Source organism: Trinickia acidisoli, from assembly GCF_017315725.1.
Lineage (GTDB): Bacteria > Pseudomonadota > Gammaproteobacteria > Burkholderiales > Burkholderiaceae > Trinickia > Trinickia acidisoli.
Genome location: NZ_JAFLRG010000001.1, coordinates 2,914,177 through 2,931,123, shown reverse-complemented (window position 1 = coordinate 2,931,123; position 16,947 = coordinate 2,914,177). Strand labels below are relative to the sequence as shown.

The following is a 16,947-nucleotide window of genomic DNA, read 5'->3' as shown; positions in this document are numbered from 1 at the left end:
ATGCCCGAGCGCGAGCGCGCCGCCTCCGTTGAGATTGCCGATGCCGCGGCGCTTCGCGCGCGGGTTGGCGGCGAGCCGCTCGTCAGCGATTGGATCGAAATCGATCAGGCGCGCGTCGGTCGATTCGCGGAGGCCACGGGCGACCACCAATGGATTCACGTCGATCCTGAGCGGGCGCGTCGCGAGTCGCCGTTCGGCGGACCCATCGCGCATGGGTTCCTCACGCTGTCTTTGATCCCGGCGCTCCTGACACAGGTGGCGAAGATCAAGCATCGCATGGGCGTGAATTACGGGCTCAACCGCGTGCGCTTTCCGGCGCCCGTCCCTGTCGGCGCGCACGTGCGGGCGCGCTTCGCCGTCGCCGAAACGAACGAGTTGGCCGACGGCGCGTTGCAAGTCACGTGGGATGTCACCGTCGAAGCCGACGGCGCGCCCAAACCGTCTTGTGTCGCTCAATTCGTCACGCTGCATTATTTTTAGCGAGACGAACGGCGCAACACACGCCTCTCGACGAAGCGAGCTTGGTTTCCGTGGGCGCGGCGCGTAGCGGCATCGCCGTTATTGCGATCGCCGCGCGACGCAATGGCGGCGTTCGGTTCCGCTTCTACTCAGCAACCGGCGGCACAGGCCGTTTCAGTGCTTACTGTACTGCGTCGCGCCGAACAGCACTTCCTTGGCTTTATCGTCCATCAGCGGCCGGCGTGCCGCCGCGAGCACCTCGACGCCGCGCTGCACGGCCGGACGCTCGGCGATCGCTTCATGCCAGCGTTTGACGTTCGGGTAGTCGGCCAAGTCGATGCCTTGGTTCTTCCAAGAGCGCGTCCACGGGAAGGCTGCGATGTCGGCGATCGTGTAGTCGTCGCCGGCCAGATGGGCCGATTTGCCGAGCTGTTTGTCCATGACGCCGTAGAGGCGTTTCGCTTCGTTCGTGTAGCGATTGACCGCGTATTCGATTTGCTGCGGGGCGTAGATGCGAAAGTGGTGCGTCTGGCCCAGCATCGGCCCGAGTCCCCCCATCTGGAACATCACCCACTGCAGCGTCGCATAGCGGGCCGCAGGATGGGCCGGCAGCAGTTTGCCCGTCTTTTCGGCCAAATAGATCAGAATGGCCCCCGATTCGAACAACGACAGCGGACGGCCGTCGGGGCCGTCGGCGTCGACGATCGCCGGAATCTTGTTGTTCGGGCTGATGGCGAGAAATTCCGGCGTGAATTGATCGCCCGCGCCGATGTCGATCGGATGAATGCGGTACTCGAGGCCGGCTTCCTCGAGCATGATGTGAACCTTGTGTCCGTTCGGCGTAGCCCAGCTATAGACATCGATCATGACTGCTCCTCGTTCTCGCCGACGTCGCGACGAGCGGCGCCGATGCACGCGGAAATTAGCATAGATCGATCTGTCTCGCTGACGGCCCGTCAAGGCCCTGTCGAGGGTGAGGGCATCGGGTCCGGCTTCACTCCAGCGCGATGATCAACCCGCGCGACCCTGCATCCCACGCGAAGCCGCAGCGATTCAACACTCAACTCGATGCCGTGCTGTAACGAGCGAGTTCCAGCTTGGCAATCGCATTGCGATGCACCTCGTCGGGACCGTCGGCGAAGCGCAGCGTGCGTGCGCACGTGTAAGCGTAGGCGAGCGGGAAGTCGTCGCACATGCCGCCGCCGCCGTGTGCCTGGATTGCCCAGTCGATGACCTCACAGGCCATGTTCGGGGCGATGACCTTGATCATCGCGATCTCGCCGCGTGCGGCCTTGTTGCCGACCGTATCCATCATGTAGGCCGTCTTTAGCGTCAGCAGACGCGCCTGCTCGATCATGCAGCGCGCCTGCCCGATCCGCTCCTGCGTGACGGTTTGCGCCGCGATCGGCTTGCCGAATGCGATGCGCGCCGACGTGCGCTTGCACATGAACTCGAGCGCGCGTTCGGCGAGGCCGACGAGGCGCATGCAGTGATGAATACGCCCCGGCCCCAGCCGGCCCTGTGCGATTTCGAAGCCGCGTCCCTCGCCGAGCAGCATGTTGGACGCCGGCACGCGCACGTTCTCGAGCGTGATCTCCATGTGGCCGTGCGGCGCATCGTCATAACCGAACACGGTGAGCGGACGATGGATGGTCACGCCCGGCGCGCCGGCCGGCACGAGGATCATCGACTGCTGGATATGCCTGGGTGCAGTGGGATCGGTCTTACCCATCACGATGTAGACCTTGCAGCGCGGATCGCCCGCGCCCGAGGACCACCATTTGCGCCCGTTGATGACATAGGCATCGCCGTCGCGCTCGATGCGCGTTTCGATGTTCGTCGCATCGGAGGACGCCACGTCGGGCTCGGTCATCAAGAACGCCGAGCGGATCTTGCCTTCGAGCAGCGGCTCGAGCCATGCGTGCTTTTGTTCGTCGGTACCGTAGCGCTCGAGCGTTTCCATGTTGCCCGTGTCGGGCGCGTTGCAGTTGAAGACCTCCGGAGCCCAAGGCACGCGCCCCATGATCTCGGCAAGCGGCGCATATTCGAGATTCGTGAGCCCCGCGCCGCGCGTCGAGTCGGGCAGAAACAAGTTCCAGAGGCTGGCTTCCCGGGCACGCGTCTTCAACGTTTCGACGAGTTCGGTCGGTAGCCACGCATTGCCTGCGGCCCGGTTGCGCGCGACTTCCTCGTTGAACGCGCGCTCGTTCGGATAGATGTGCGCGTCGAAGAAATCGAGCAGTTTCGCGCGCAGCGCTTGAACCTTCGGGGTGTAGTCGAAATTCATCGTTTCCTCGCGATTGACGTCGGCATCCGGCTCGATGCGCACTTGTCTGCCGTTGAATGAACGTTGCCGCTACCGCACCTTCTGCGCATATGACCAAGCGAGTTCGGCCATCGGCCGCGCGCGCCGGCCGGCGTCGAGTGCTTGGGCACTCGCGGCCGTGCCGGTCGTTACTCGCTTCATGATGCCTTGTAGGATCGCCGCGATGCGGAACATGTTGAAGGCGAGATAGAAGTTCCAGTCGCCAGGGATCGAAAAGCCCGTGCGCTCGCGATAGCGCTCGACGTAGCCGCGTTCGTCGGGAATACCTAGCGTCGCCCAACTCAAGCCAGCAATGCCGCGAAACTGCACCGGGTCGACGTGCCAGGCCATGCAGTGATAAGCGAAGTCGACGATCGGATCGCCCAGCGTCGACAGCTCCCAGTCGAGCACGGCGAGAATGCGCGGCTCGCTCGGATGAAAGATGAGGTTGTCCAACCGATAGTCGCCGTGCACGATCGCCACGCGCTCGCCGGCGTCCAACGTCGCGCTCTGCACGTGCGAGGGCAGCCAATCGATCAAACGACGCATCGCTTCGATCGGTTCCGTCTCCGACGCCTCGTACTGCTTGCTCCAGCGGGCGATTTGCCGCGCGAGATAGTTACCGGGCCTGCCGTAGCCGGCGAGGCCGACGCTCGCCGGATCGACCGAATGCAGCGCGGCGATGACGCGATTCGTCTCGTCGTAGATCGCGGCGCGCTCAAAGGGGGTCATGCCGGGCAGCGATGGGTCCCACAGCACACGCCCCTCGACATACTCCATCACGTAAAAGGCGCGGCCGATCACCGTTTCGTCTTCGCACAGCGCGAGCATTTTCGCGACGGGCACCTCGGTGCTCGACAGCGCGTCCATGACGCGAAACTCGCGTTCGATCGCATGGGCCGATGGCAACAGTTTGGCGACGGGCCCTGGCTTGGCGCGCATGACGTAGCTGCGCGACGGCGTAACGAGCTTGAACGTCGGATTCGATTGGCCGCCCGCGAATTGCTCGACGGTCAACGGGCCCTCGAAGCCGGCGACGCGCTCGCGCAACCATGCGGCGATCGCGTCGTTGTCGAAGCGCTGCCGCTCCGATACGGCGCGCGTGCCAACGAACGCCGAGTAATCCTGCTGCTCGCCCGGTGTTCCTGCCGACTCGTTCGGTGCCATGTTCGTTGCCATGTAAAGGCTCCCGCTTACGGTGTGGTTCGATGACGGATCGCGAAGATGTGGCGGCGAAGACGCAAGGCCAAGGACGAAAGACGCCGAAAGAAGCGCTACTCGCGTCGGTAGCGCAGATATTGCGCGTAGAGCATCTCCATCGTCGTATGCCGGACGTCTCGAAAGAGCGGCATCGGCGGCGCGTAGTTGAGCGCGCGCACGACCCAGTCCCCCGGCTTCGCGCCGACGTCGAGCGCGTTGATGCAGCCCGTTGCCTGTGCGAGATGGCCGAAGAACGCGCGGCCGCCGGCCGTGATTGCGTGCGAGAGCAGGGCGCGGTTGACGCCGCCGTGCAAGACGAGCAGTGCCGTGTCCCATGCGTCGTCGGTGCGCAGGCGCGCGAGCGGCGGCAGCACGCGATCGAGCAACTCGCCGATCGTCTCGCCGCCGAGAAAGCGCGTCGTTTCCGGCACCACGCCGTCGAATGCGCCGAGAAACGCCGCCTCGATTTGGCCCGGTGGTAGATCGGCGAGCCGCCCGCCCCGGATCTCCTGCCACTCGGGCCAGGTTTCGATCTCGCTGTGCTGCCCCGTCGCCGCGAGCACCTGCTGCGCGGTTTGCAACGTGCGCGGCAGCCCGCTCACGATGACACGGTCGAACCGTACGCCGTCCGCCGCGAACGCCTCGCCCGCGGCTCTTGCTTGTGCGAGGCCATGCACGTTGAGCGGCACCGTTTCGGGATCGATGGCGCGGCCCGATTCATCGAAATACGTCACGTCGCCGTGACGCATCAGAAAGATGCGGCGGCGCGCGGGGATCTTGAACTCGGTCATGAATGTCCTCAGCGATAGCGAGCGGGGCGCTTGTCGAGGAACGCTGTCATGCCTTCGAGCGCGTCCGGGTGATGCAGCGAAGCGACGAAGTCGTCGCGCTCGAGCGTCAGATGATCAGGGAGCGCGCGGGCGCCGGCGCTCGCCACGAGCGCCTTGATGCGTGCCTGCGCGTTCGGCGAACCGCACCCGAGTTCGTCGGCCCAGGCAATCGCGGCGTCGCGCAGTTGCGCCGTCTTGACGAGCCGATTGACGACGCCGAGCGCATGGAGCCGCTCGGCCGACACTGGCTTCGCTTCGACCAGAATTTCCGTGGCCAGCGCGCGCGGCAGGGCTTGCGCGAGAAACCACGAGCCGCCCCCGTCGGGCGTCAGGCCGACGCGCGCATACGACATGACGAACTTGGCATCGTCCGCCGCGATGATGAGATCGCAGGCGAGCGCGAGCGAGAATCCCGCACCTGCGGCGGCGCCGGCGACGGCTGCGACGACGATCTTGCGCGACGTGCGTAATGCGAGAATCCACTGCGCGAGCAGATCGATGCTTTCCGCCTGCACGGACGGATCTTTCGTGCGGTTCTCGAGTAGCCGGTTGAGATTGCCGCCCGCGCAGAAGAAGTCGTCGGCGCCTATGAGGACAATGGCGCGGATGGAGGCATCGCGTTCGGCAGTCTCCAGTGCCTGGATGCCGGCCGCGTACATGTCGGGATGCAATGCGTTGCGCGCGCCGGGATTCGACAGTGTCAAGACGAGGGTCGACTCGCTCTCGGGCGGTCGGGAGGCGAGTAGCTCAGCGCTCATGGATGTCTCCTTATTCGGTGGTTTCGGGTGTTCGTCGATGCCGATCGTCCGAATCGAGTCGAACCGTGAGCCCATCGCCGACTTCCGATTTCAATAAGTGCGGTTAGAATAGCACGGTCGTTTTATTCGAGACGGCCATCAGGGCCCCCTCATCGCCCCTTGCACGGAGAGACGCATGATTGAACTTCACGGCATTGCGTTTTCGAATTACTACAACAAGGTCAAGTTCGTTCTGCTCGAATATGACATCGCGTTCGAAGAGGTGCGGGTGATCTTGCCGATCACGGACGAGGCCACCCTCGCGCATACGCCTGTCGGCAAGGTCCCGTTCATTCGTACCGACGAAGGCGATCTGAGCGAGTCGCAAGTCATCGTCGAGTACTTGGCCGCGCGCTATCCCGAGAAACCGATTTTCCCGGCCGATCCGTTCGAAGCGGCGAAGGTGCGCGAGCTGGCGGCCGTGCTCGAACTGAGCATCGAACTCGTTGCTCGCGACCTTTACCCGAAGTGGGTGCCCGGCCCCGCGGCGAGTGACGAGACGAAGGCGCGCGTTCAGCGCGTGCTCGAGCGCAACGTCGAGGGATTCAAGCGGATCGCGAAGTTCGCGCCGTATCTTCGCGGCGAGACGTTCACGTTCGCGGACATCTGCGCCTACGTGAGCCTGCCGCTCATCGGCCTGATGACCAAGACCGTGCTCGGCCGCGACATCGTGTTCGATGCGGGCATCGACTGGAAAGCGTACGTCAAGCGCATCGAGCAAGAGAAGCCGGCCGCGCAGCGTATCGCGGCCGACCGCAAGGCGCAAACGGCTGCATTTCTCGCCGCCAAGACCGCTTGATGCCGGACGAGGCCGTGCGGTTCGGAGCGCCCGGAGCGCCCGGAGCGTGCGGATGCGATGCGCGCGCGAGGGTGTCGGACGCTCGCGCATCGCCGTGGCTCAAAGACGCGCGAGCCGCTCGAGCGCGGTCGCGAGCGTGGGTTCGCGCTTGGCGAAGCAAAACCGGACGACGCTCGACTCGTGCGGCTCATGATAAAACGCCGAGACAGGGATGGCCGCTACCCCGATCTCGGTCGTCAGCCATTTCGCGAACTCCGCTTCGGGCAGGTCGCTGATCGCCGAATAGTCGACGCACTGGAAGTACGTGCCTTCGCAAGGCAGTAGATTGAAGCGCGTCCCGGCCAGCCCCGCGCGGAAAAAGTCGCGCTTGCGCTGGTAGAACGCCGGCAATTCGAGGTACGGCGCCGGATCGGCGAGATAGTCGGCTAAACCGACCTGCATCGGCGTGTTCACGGTAAAGACGTTGAACTGATGGACCTTGCGGAACTCCGCCGTCAATGCGGCGGGAGCAGCTACGTAGCCGACTTTCCAGCCCGTGACGTGGAACGTCTTGCCGAAGCTCGAGACGACGAAGCTACGGCGGGCCAGTTCGGGGTAGCGCGCGACGCTTTCGTGCGGGGCGCCGTCGAACACCATGTGTTCGTAGACTTCATCGGAGAGAATCAACACGTTCGTGTTGCGCACGATCTCTTCGAGGCGCCGCATGTCGTCGGCATGCCAGACTCTGCCGGTTGGGTTGTGCGGCGTGTTGATGAGCAACAGGCGCGTGCGCGGCGTGATCGCTCGCGCGAGCTTGTCGAAGTCGATTGCGTAGTGGGGCGCCTCGAGCGCCACGAACATGGGTTTGCCGCCCGCGAGCTCGATCGACGGGACATAGCTGTCGTAAGTCGGCTCGATCACGACGACCTCGTCGCCCGGGTGGACGGTGGCGAGGATCGCCGTGAGCAGCGCCTGGGTGGCGCCGGCCGTGACGGTGATTTCCGTTTGCGGATCGTAGGCGCGGCCGTGGATCGCTTCGATCTTGCGCGCGATCGCTTCGCGCAGCGGCGCGACGCCGGCCATCGGCGGATATTGGTTATGGCCTTCGCGCATCGCGTGCGACACGGCTTCGACGATCCGCGCATCGCAATCGAAGTCGGGGAAACCTTGGCCGAGGTTGACCGCGCCGCGCTGCGCGGCAAGCGCGCTCATGACCGTGAAGATCGTCGTGCCGACGTTCGGCAGACGCGAGGCGAGGGCGAAGGGCGGGCGAGTCGGTTCGTGCGGTGCATTCATGGTGCGATGCTCAGGCAAGGTCGATGGCAAAGGGAAAACGATTGGAGACGAAATCCGCGGGCAATGGCTCGGCTTGCTCCCGACGCTCGGTGCAGCCATGACGATACGCGAAGCTGCGCCATGCTGCTCGCGCTCAAGCCGATGCTGCTTCGGTGGCTGCGCGGTGCGCGCCGGCCGCGGGATCGCCAGGCAGCGAGCACGCCGACACGAACGGCGCCGGTTCGGCGATCCGAAACCCGAAATCGCGAGTCGTGCGCTTGTTCAGCTTGAGCAGCGCGCGGTCTTTCGAGACGAGCCAATCGGCCTTGGCCGCCTGCGCGAGCTCGAGAAATTTTTGATCGTCGCGATCCTTGCATTTAGGCAGCGGCGCGAGCTCGCCGAGCACCGCTTGCGGCTGCGCAAGCGCGGCGAGCCGCGTGACGGTGGCGAGCGCGGCCGCTTTGTCGACGGCGCGCGCGACGAACTGCGGATAGTCGAGCACGTGGGCGAGCTCGGCCAAGCACCGCGCGTCGATGACGGCATCGAGATCGCCGCGCTCGAGGGCGGCATGGATCGGGCGTGTCGCGCCGTCGTCGAACACGAGAATGTCGATCCAGACGTTGGAATCGAGCACCACGCGCGGCACGGTCTTCAAGCCTTCGGCATCGGTATGAGGCATTCGCTACAATCGGGTTTTCGTTTCCACCGCTCGGCACGGCGTGCCGGCGAGCCTTTATGATAATTGTTTTGTCTCCGGCCAAGTCGCTCGACTACGAAACCCCGCCGCACGTCTCGAAGCACACGATTCCCGATTTCGTCGCCGATGCGGCGCAGCTCATCGGCGAATTGCGCCGCTATTCGCCCCAGCAGATTGCTTCGCTGATGGATATTTCGGACGCGCTCGCGCATCTGAATTTTCAACGCTATGCCGATTGGTCACCGCAATTTCGCGCGGACAACGCCAAGCAGGCCGTGCTCGCGTTCAACGGCGACGTCTACGAAGGCTTCGACGCGAAGACCCTTTCGGCCGCCGATCTCGATTATGCCCAGCATCACGTGCGCGTCCTGTCGGGGCTCTACGGCTTGCTGCGCCCGCTCGACCTGCTGCAACCCTACCGCCTCGAAATGGGCACGCGGCTGCCGAATGCGCGCGGCAAGGATCTATACGCGTTCTGGGGCGAGCGCATCACCGACGCCCTCAATGCACAGTTGCGCCGTGGCAAAGGCGCGGCGCGCGTACTGGTGAACTGCGCGTCGGCCGAGTACTTCAAGTCGGTCCGGCCCAAACGGCTCGACGCGCGCGTCGTGACGCCCGTCTTCGAGGACTGGAAAGGCGGCCGCTACAAGATCGTCAGTTTTCATGCGAAGCGAGCGCGTGGCTTGATGGCGCGGTTCGCGGTCGAGCACCGGATCGATTCGCCCGAGAAACTGAAAGATTTCGCCGCCGAAGGCTACGCGTTCGACCCCACTGCGTCGAATGACACGACGTTCATGTTTCGGCGCCGCGTCGGCGACTGAGCTACACCTACTCTTACAGCCGTTCCCGGGCACGTGCTTGAGGCGAGCGCCCGCTTTTGCCGAGGAAACTTCATGAACATTTCGATCACCAGCAACTTCGACGCCGGCGCGATCGACGTCGTGTCTTGCGAGCAAGCCGACGATATTCGCCTGCGCATCCGCCGCGACAGTCATGCCGATTTCGCGCAATGGTTCTACTTTCGGCTTTCGGGCGCGCGCGGGCAGCGTTGCGTGATGACATTCGACAATGCCGCGCAATGCGCATTCGCGCAAGGCTGGCGCGGCTATCGGGCGATGGCGAGCTACGATCGCGTCAACTGGTTTCGCGTGCCGGCATCGTATGACGGGCGGACGTTGACGATCGACCACACACCCGACTTCGATTCCATCTACTACGCTTATTTCGAGCCCTACAGCGAAGAGCGGCACGCCGAGTTTCTCGGGGCCGTTCAGCAGATGCCGCATGCGACGCTCGTCGAGCTCGGGCGCACGGTGGAAGGGCGGCCGATGTCGCTGCTCGCGCTCGGCGCGCCCGATGCGGGCGAGGGGCGGCCGAAGAAGAAAGTGTGGATCGTCGCGCGTCAACATCCCGGGGAATCGATGGCCGAATGGTTCGTCGAAGGGCTCGTCAAGCGCTTGGCCGGCTGGGGCGATTGGGCCGGTGACCCGGTCGCGCGCAAGCTCTACGAACACGCCGTGTTTTACATTGTCCCGAACATGAATCCGGACGGCAGCGTGCGCGGCAATCTGCGCACGAACGCGGCCGGCGCGAACCTGAACCGCGAGTGGCTGGCACCCGATGCCGAGCGCAGCCCCGAGGTGTTCGTCGTACGCGAGGCGATTCACGCCACCGGCTGCGACATGTTCTTCGACATCCACGGCGACGAGGCGCTCCCCTACGTGTTCGTCGCGGGCAGCGAGATGTTGCCGAGCTTCACCGAGCGGCAATTGCAAGAACAGCAGGCATTCATCGAAGCGTTCAAGCAAGCGAGCCCCGACTTCCAAGACGAGCACGGTTACGAGGCGTCGAAGTATCAGGAAGACGCGCTCAAGCTCGCCTCGAAGTACATCGGCCATACGTTCGGGTGCTTGTCGCTGACGCTCGAAATGCCGTTCAAGGACAACGCCAACCTGCCCGACGAACGGGTCGGCTGGAACGGCGAGCGCAGTGCGGCCCTCGGCGCGGCGATGCTAGGGGCGATATTGCGCCACCTCGAAGCGTTCGCCTGAGCGGGGGCTGCATCGCCCGAGCGGCAGGCAAGCGTTGGACGACCGAGCCGGCGTGCTGCCGGCTCGGTCGCACTGCCACGAAAACGTCCCGCGCCGCAGGTCGAAGCGGCGCGGTGCCGATGGCCGGCTGTGCCGAGTGCGGCTTAGTGCTTGGCCGACGATTTCTTTTTCTTCGTCGAATGTTTGACCGCGCTCTTGCTGGTGTGGCCTGTGTGGTGGCGCGTGAACTTCTTCTTCGTCGTACGCTCCGCGTGCGGCTTCAAAGGGGGCACGGGGTCGTTCCAACTGAAGGCGAGCATCTGCGTGCCCACGTAGCCGCAGCGAAACTTCAGCGGATAGGGCGCGTGGGATGCATCGCGTGCGATACCCTGGCCCTCGACGGTGACGATGTTGTCGACCGTGACGCGCTGCTTGCCCTCGTCGAACGGCTGATTCCACGGCGTAATCTCCGCATGGGCGGAATCGAACGCCTCGGGCGGGAAGTCGACGTGGTCGACGACGGTCGACGTACTGGCGACGAAGTTGCCATGCGCGGCGCAATCCGCAACGAGCGGGTCCGCATGCATATCGTTGATGAAGTGGGCGATCATTTCGTTGCGCTGATCGATGGTATCGGCGCGGGCGGGGGCTGTTGCGAGCAACGGCGGAACCAACGCCGCTACAATCGCCAACTGCCCTGCGAGCTGTCGCAGGCGGCGTGAAAACGTGGAGCTATCCATCCGGTAGGCACTATTGAGACACAGGCACGTAAGATGCCCCACTCGGAGACGGAGTTCAATGTCGAGATGAATAAATTTTGACAGCCTGCGGCGAAAGGCGGGTAGCGCCGCGCGTCGGGATGGCCGACACGCGGTCGATCGATGCCTTTCCGGTTCGGCACTGGCGAGGAGTTGGCCTTTCAGATGCAGAGGTTTTCAGGTGCGCGGGCCGCCGAGGCGATAGCGGCGCACGTCGTTCGTCGTGACCCAGGTGGGCTTATAGACGGCGATGAGGGCCGTTGACATCCCTGTGAACCACGCTTCGCCGATAGCCAAGAGAAATAAGCTGAATGCGTAGCCGATCGGGACAGCGGCCGGTGAGCCGTGCGCGAGCGCGACATGGGCAGCGGCGGCCACGACGCCTGCGACGGTAACGGCGATCGCCGGCGACACGAATCCTTGCGCGCAGATGAACACGAACAGATTGCGCGGCAACCAGGCCGTGCAGGCGCGTTGGATCAAGGCGGAGACACAGACGGGCATCGCGCCGTAAATGAGGAACGTCAGCGCGATACCTTGCCATGCGGTATCGAAGATTACGCCTGCGATGCCCGTGACGGCAGCCATCGCGACGAGCGCGAGCGCCCAGTCGAACAGCGTGACGAGAAGGGTCGCGCCGAGCAAGTGCATGACCGGGCCGTCGTCCAGCCATGCGTTCGTGGCCCAAAGTACCGAAATGGCAACGATGAGCGCGAGCCATACGTGCTGGAGCGTCCCATCCTGCAGCCTGCGAAACGGCTTGCGCGCGAGGGCGAGCGCAAGCAGACCCGCCGCGGCGGCCCAGCCACCGACGGCGACCCATAGCGGAAGCGGCGTATACAGGAAGCCCATGGCGTTCATATTACTCGTTGGGCTGCAAAACGGGGGAGAGAGTGCGCGATGGCCCCCACTCCTTTCGATACCACCTTAGCAAGCTAGCAAGCGCCGCACCTCATCGCGTCAGACGATGCCCGGCGTAGTGCCGCCGAACGGCACGTCGGGTTCGGCGGCGAGGGGCAGATCGAGCGGGCAATCGCGCCGCGGCAGCGGATATTTGAACGGCGCGGACCGACGCAGCGGTACGGGGCCGCCCTGGCCCAGCACCGGCTTGGGCGCGCCTTGCACCTCGGCGCGCAGCACTTCGAGCTGCGGCGTCAGCCAGCCGTTATAGATCGCCACGGCGGCGGCTCGGTTCGGGGCTCCTAACTGCTGGAATATGCTGGCCAGATGAATCTTGACCGTGCCCTCGCTGATCCCAAGCGTGCGCGCGATCATCTTGTTCGTACTGCCCATATGGATGCAGCGCATGATTTGCTCTTGCCGCGGCGAAAGTGTCGGCACGAAGCGTTTGCGCCTCGGCATGTCGGCCAGATCGCTTGGCGGCACGGCGGCAGGGACCGACGAGACGGCAGGGATGGTGCCGCGCGAGGCCGGCTCGGCGAGGAACGGCGCGTAGAGCCCGCCGGCTAGCACGAGTTCGAGCAGACGGACGATGAGCCGCGGATTGGTCGCGCGCGGAATGATGCCGTGGACGCCGGCATCGACGAGCGTGCGCACGCGTGCCGGGGCGATGTCGTCGACGAACGCGGCCACGCGCAGACGTGGATATTCGGCCAATAGCGCGCGCACGGAGCAAGCGCGCATCGGATCTTGCCAGTCGACGACGAGCAACTCGGTCGGCACGCGCCGCATCGCGCGGCTTGCATGCGTCCAGTCGCGCGCCTCGCAAAACCGTGCCTGCCGATCGATCTGCCGCAACAGCGCCTTGAGCCCGTCGCGCCGTTCGGCTGCCGAGCTGAGAACTGCGAACCGCATGTTTTTGCCTCCTATAGTCGGTACGGAAAGCGCGGTGGCAAGGCGCCGGAGACAGGCCGGCGGCCACGATGCGCCGTCGCGCAATCATGACAAATTCCTTACGGCAAGGCGGCTATCCGAACGGCATAGGACACCCCTGACCGCCGCGTGAAGCGGCGACCGGGCGTGCGGAGGGAGGCGGGAGGACTAGTGGAAGTGCGGCTGAGCGGGTTCGGCGTCTTCGGGCATTTCGGCGTGGACGATCTCGCCGAGCGGATCGGCGTAGAGGGGAACGCCACAGTCATCGCAGTATTCGGGCTCGAAGCGCCCCGCGTGGCGGCGAATGTCGGTTACGCCCGCTTCCTTGAGCAGCGCGATGATTTCCTCGAGGGGGCCACCCGTTTCTTCTGCTTCTTCGTCGATCGCGAGTTCGCCGTTTTCGCGACCGTAGAGCGGCCAGACCACGCCGTAGATGACGTCGTTGCTGCCGCGGCGCGTGAAGCCGACCCGGTATTCGTCGATGCGCCGCTCGCCGAAGCCGGCGACGACGGCGCGCAAGTCCTGCGGCGTCGCGCCGATGGTGTCGAATAGATAGCGGATCGCCGTGCGAACGGTGTGTGGCCGGACGCGCTCGTCGGCGTCGCGGCATGCGGAGTAATAAGCATCGGGCAACAAGCACTCGAACTCGCAGCCGGGTAGGACGAGGCCCAGGTTGGCGCCGCCTTGCGTGGCCCATTGCTCGAGACACTGGCCGCGTTCGATACGCACGCTGTTTTCTTCCTCCTGCCACCGGAAGAGCGGCGCGCCGACCGGAGCGGCGACCACTGCGAGCAGGAAGCGAGGATCGGCCAAAATCGGCGACGTTTCGGGCAGGTCGCCAAAGTTCATCTTTACCGCGGTGCCGTTGAGGGCGGCTTGGATCAATTGCTGCGCGAGGCGGTACGTTTCGACGTGATGCCGCGGCAATTGGTCGATGCTGTAGAGAAACGGCGCGAGCGCGACGCGGGTTCCACCCGCCAGCACGTGCGCTTGAAGATGCGCGCGCAGCGCATCGACGGCATCGCCCTTGAGCGGGCCGGACGGAATCATGTAGCGCGTCCAAGCCAATACGGGCGCCGCGATCAGCAACGCCTCGTAGGGCGTGCCTTCGTGCTCGACGACGAACGATTCGCTATGCGTTTCCGCCATGTCGGCCAGTGCGCCGTACGCGTCGGGGTGATTTTGCTGAAGGTGATCGAGCGCCGCGTCGAGCGTTGTCTGATTGCCGTTGCGGACTATTTTCGCGAGCAGGCCGTCGAGCTTGGCTTCCCAGAAGCGGTCTTCGATTCGGCTGCCGGATGCGAACAGCGCGAGAGATAGGCCGACGAGCTTGTCGGCATCGGGAGGAAGGCGTTTGGCGATTCGCGAGCGCATAGGGGCTGACTTAGTCGGATTCAATGAACCCACCATTCTAGTCGTTTCCGTAGCGCAGTAAGCTGAGCTGCGCCTTCGTGCGGGTCGTCGGCGAAATGGAGCCGCCGAGCGTTGCAACGGCGTTGCCGTCCGGGCCTCGAAGCACATCGTTGCGCGCGTGTGAGTGCGTGGGCGGACTGGGGGGGGATGGCTCGATCACATTGAAGAGACGCGCTGAGGCGAAGGTTTTTTTACTGCTCGCAATTTCCGCTTGCGCGGCTCGCGGAAGGTGCATAGAATTGCGCCCTTCGCGTCAGTCGATAGACGGCGCGAAAGAGAAGCGAGAGGTGGATGGAGTCTTGCTGCGCGAGGGTTTGCGCCAGGCTCCGACGGCGACGGTTCGATAGCGCGGGTGCTAAAAAACAGTTGACGGTATGTGCAAGGTTCTGCATAATCTCGTTTCTCTGCTGCTGACGCAGCAACGCAAGACGGTCGGTGCTGGAAGGGTGGTTGTTCTGGTGCTGCTGGTTGAGCGACGCGATCTTTAAAAATTTACAGCCGATAAGTGTGGGCGCTTGATGGCGAACGCGAGGTTGGGTCTTCGGGCCTGGCCGAAAGCGAAAGTATCAAGTCTCACACAGTATTGAGGTAGGGTTCATCGAGAGATGGATTCGACCTGTCAGTACGTTGAGTGAGCGACCGATTCAAGACGTAGGCAACTACGTGAATCGAAAACAGTAACAGGCATTGAACTGAAGAGTTTGATCCTGGCTCAGATTGAACGCTGGCGGCATGCCTTACACATGCAAGTCGAACGGCAGCACGGGGGCAACCCTGGTGGCGAGTGGCGAACGGGTGAGTAATACATCGGAACGTGTCCTGGAGTGGGGGATAGCCCGGCGAAAGCCGGATTAATACCGCATACGCTCTATGGAGGAAAGCGGGGGATCTTCGGACCTCGCGCTCAAGGGGCGGCCGATGGCGGATTAGCTAGTTGGTGGGGTAAAGGCCTACCAAGGCGACGATCCGTAGCTGGTCTGAGAGGACGACCAGCCACACTGGGACTGAGACACGGCCCAGACTCCTACGGGAGGCAGCAGTGGGGAATTTTGGACAATGGGCGCAAGCCTGATCCAGCAATGCCGCGTGTGTGAAGAAGGCCTTCGGGTTGTAAAGCACTTTTGTCCGGAAAGAAATCTTCCTCGCTAATATCGAGGGGGGATGACGGTACCGGAAGAATAAGCACCGGCTAACTACGTGCCAGCAGCCGCGGTAATACGTAGGGTGCGAGCGTTAATCGGAATTACTGGGCGTAAAGCGTGCGCAGGCGGTTCGCTAAGACCGATGTGAAATCCCCGGGCTTAACCTGGGAACTGCATTGGTGACTGGCGAGCTAGAGTGTGGCAGAGGGGGGTAGAATTCCACGTGTAGCAGTGAAATGCGTAGAGATGTGGAGGAATACCGATGGCGAAGGCAGCCCCCTGGGCTAACACTGACGCTCATGCACGAAAGCGTGGGGAGCAAACAGGATTAGATACCCTGGTAGTCCACGCCCTAAACGATGTCAACTAGTTGTTGGGGATTCATTTCCTTAGTAACGAAGCTAACGCGTGAAGTTGACCGCCTGGGGAGTACGGTCGCAAGATTAAAACTCAAAGGAATTGACGGGGACCCGCACAAGCGGTGGATGATGTGGATTAATTCGATGCAACGCGAAAAACCTTACCTACCCTTGACATGGACGGAATCTTGCTGAGAGGTGAGAGTGCTCGAAAGAGAACCGTCACACAGGTGCTGCATGGCTGTCGTCAGCTCGTGTCGTGAGATGTTGGGTTAAGTCCCGCAACGAGCGCAACCCTTGTCCTTAGTTGCTACGCAAGAGCACTCTAAGGAGACTGCCGGTGACAAACCGGAGGAAGGTGGGGATGACGTCAAGTCCTCATGGCCCTTATGGGTAGGGCTTCACACGTCATACAATGGTCGGAACAGAGGGTTGCCAACCCGCGAGGGGGAGCTAATCCCAGAAAACCGATCGTAGTCCGGATTGCACTCTGCAACTCGAGTGCATGAAGCTGGAATCGCTAGTAATCGCGGATCAGCATGCCGCGGTGAATACGTTCCCGGGTCTTGTACACACCGCCCGTCACACCATGGGAGTGGGTTTTACCAGAAGTGGCTAGTCTAACCGCAAGGAGGACGGTCACCACGGTAGGATTCATGACTGGGGTGAAGTCGTAACAAGGTAGCCGTATCGGAAGGTGCGGCTGGATCACCTCCTTTCTCGAGCTGACGTGTTCAAGGTTGAGCGCTCACGCTTATCGGCTGTAGATCAAGACAGACTCAGGGGTCTGTAGCTCAGTTGGTTAGAGCACCGTCTTGATAAGGCGGGGGTCGTTGGTTCGAATCCAACCAGACCCACCATATGTCTGCGCCCCTGGGGAGCTCATCGAAGAGGTGGGCTGTCTGTGTCTGTACTGAGTGAGGGGGCATAGCTCAGCTGGGAGAGCACCTGCTTTGCAAGCAGGGGGTCGTCGGTTCGATCCCGTCTGCCTCCACCAACCACCAATGACAAGGGTTCGGCGCAAGGCGTTGCGCAGGAAGAGTCTTTGTCATTGGCGATTGAGCCAGTCAG

General features: G+C 63.3%; 15 protein-coding genes, 2 tRNA genes and 1 rRNA gene. 7 read left to right on the top strand and 11 right to left on the bottom strand.

Annotation, left to right across the window (positions count from 1 at the left end; genetic code table 11):
* Nucleotides 1–480 carry a MaoC family dehydratase gene (locus J3485_RS13320; RefSeq protein WP_206955802.1) on the top strand — a complete coding sequence of 160 codons (480 nt, stop codon included), beginning with the start codon at nt 1–3 and terminating at the stop codon, nt 478–480.
* Between the two features lie 153 nt (nt 481–633).
* On the opposite strand, the gene J3485_RS13315 is transcribed toward J3485_RS13320, so the two are convergent.
* The 5 genes from J3485_RS13315 to J3485_RS13295 form a co-directional block, all read right to left on the bottom strand.
* On the bottom strand, nt 634–1,326 hold the full coding sequence (locus tag J3485_RS13315) for a glutathione binding-like protein (protein WP_206953033.1): 693 nt from the start codon (nt 1,324–1,326) through the stop codon (nt 634–636).
* 193 nt (nt 1,327–1,519) lie between these two features.
* A complete protein-coding gene (locus J3485_RS13310) occupies nt 1,520–2,746 on the bottom strand; it encodes an acyl-CoA dehydrogenase family protein (RefSeq protein ID WP_206955801.1) in 1,227 nt (408 codons plus the stop codon).
* A 69-nt stretch (nt 2,747–2,815) separates the two neighbouring features.
* The gene (locus tag J3485_RS13305; RefSeq protein WP_242538563.1) at nt 2,816–3,943 is read right to left on the bottom strand and encodes a phosphotransferase; all 1,128 of its coding nucleotides are present in this window, start codon (nt 3,941–3,943) and stop codon (nt 2,816–2,818) included.
* Nucleotides 3,944–4,038: 95 nt separating this feature from the next.
* Nucleotides 4,039–4,755: a histidine phosphatase family protein gene (locus J3485_RS13300; RefSeq protein WP_206953031.1), complete on the bottom strand. Its 717-nt coding sequence runs from the start codon at nt 4,753–4,755 to the stop codon at nt 4,039–4,041.
* Nucleotides 4,756–4,763: 8 nt separating this feature from the next.
* Nucleotides 4,764–5,552, bottom strand: coding sequence for an oxepin-CoA hydrolase, alternative type (locus J3485_RS13295; RefSeq protein ID WP_206953029.1), 789 nt, complete (start codon nt 5,550–5,552; stop codon nt 4,764–4,766).
* A 175-nt stretch (nt 5,553–5,727) separates the two neighbouring features.
* Here J3485_RS13295 and J3485_RS13290 point away from each other — a divergent pair, with 175 nt between their 5' ends.
* Nucleotides 5,728–6,390 carry a glutathione S-transferase family protein gene (locus tag J3485_RS13290; protein ID WP_206953027.1) on the top strand — a complete coding sequence of 221 codons (663 nt, stop codon included), beginning with the start codon at nt 5,728–5,730 and terminating at the stop codon, nt 6,388–6,390.
* 99 nt (nt 6,391–6,489) lie between these two features.
* On the opposite strand, the gene J3485_RS13285 is transcribed toward J3485_RS13290, so the two are convergent.
* Both J3485_RS13285 and J3485_RS13280 read right to left on the bottom strand, forming a co-directional pair.
* Nucleotides 6,490–7,665 carry a pyridoxal phosphate-dependent aminotransferase gene (locus J3485_RS13285; protein ID WP_206953026.1) on the bottom strand — a complete coding sequence of 392 codons (1,176 nt, stop codon included), beginning with the start codon at nt 7,663–7,665 and terminating at the stop codon, nt 6,490–6,492.
* A gap of 133 nt (nt 7,666–7,798) precedes the next feature.
* Nucleotides 7,799–8,323 (bottom strand): putative toxin-antitoxin system toxin component, PIN family, encoded by a 525-nt coding sequence (locus tag J3485_RS13280; protein ID WP_206953024.1) that lies wholly within the window; start codon nt 8,321–8,323, stop codon nt 7,799–7,801.
* Between the two features lie 56 nt (nt 8,324–8,379).
* Between J3485_RS13280 and yaaA the strand changes: the two genes are divergently transcribed.
* A complete protein-coding gene (yaaA, locus tag J3485_RS13275) occupies nt 8,380–9,162 on the top strand; it encodes a peroxide stress protein YaaA (RefSeq protein ID WP_206953022.1) in 783 nt (260 codons plus the stop codon).
* 72 nt (nt 9,163–9,234) lie between these two features.
* Nucleotides 9,235–10,392, top strand: coding sequence for a M14 family metallopeptidase (locus J3485_RS13270; protein WP_206953020.1), 1,158 nt, complete (start codon nt 9,235–9,237; stop codon nt 10,390–10,392).
* Between the two features lie 143 nt (nt 10,393–10,535).
* On the opposite strand, the gene J3485_RS13265 is transcribed toward J3485_RS13270, so the two are convergent.
* The 4 genes from J3485_RS13265 to J3485_RS13250 all read right to left on the bottom strand — a co-directional run bounded on the left by J3485_RS13265 (nt 10,536) and on the right by J3485_RS13250 (nt 14,336).
* Nucleotides 10,536–11,111: a BspC domain-containing protein gene (locus J3485_RS13265; RefSeq protein WP_206953018.1), complete on the bottom strand. Its 576-nt coding sequence runs from the start codon at nt 11,109–11,111 to the stop codon at nt 10,536–10,538.
* Between the two features lie 195 nt (nt 11,112–11,306).
* On the bottom strand, nt 11,307–11,981 hold the full coding sequence (locus tag J3485_RS13260; protein WP_206955799.1) for an energy-coupling factor ABC transporter permease: 675 nt from the start codon (nt 11,979–11,981) through the stop codon (nt 11,307–11,309).
* A 108-nt stretch (nt 11,982–12,089) separates the two neighbouring features.
* Entirely contained in the window at nt 12,090–12,944 is an 855-nt protein-coding gene (locus tag J3485_RS13255) for a helix-turn-helix transcriptional regulator (protein WP_206953016.1), read from the bottom strand.
* Between the two features lie 186 nt (nt 12,945–13,130).
* Nucleotides 13,131–14,336: a DUF2863 family protein gene (locus J3485_RS13250; protein WP_206953015.1), complete on the bottom strand. Its 1,206-nt coding sequence runs from the start codon at nt 14,334–14,336 to the stop codon at nt 13,131–13,133.
* Nucleotides 14,337–15,064: 728 nt separating this feature from the next.
* On the opposite strand from J3485_RS13250, the gene J3485_RS13245 reads away from it, so the two are divergent.
* From J3485_RS13245 to J3485_RS13235, 3 genes are all read left to right on the top strand, one after another.
* A 16S ribosomal RNA gene (locus J3485_RS13245) occupies nt 15,065–16,595 on the top strand.
* 64 nt (nt 16,596–16,659) lie between these two features.
* Nucleotides 16,660–16,736: transfer RNA gene (locus J3485_RS13240), tRNA-Ile, on the top strand.
* Nucleotides 16,737–16,797: 61 nt separating this feature from the next.
* A tRNA-Ala gene (locus J3485_RS13235) sits at nt 16,798–16,873 on the top strand.
* Nucleotides 16,874–16,947: the final 74 nt, after the last annotated feature.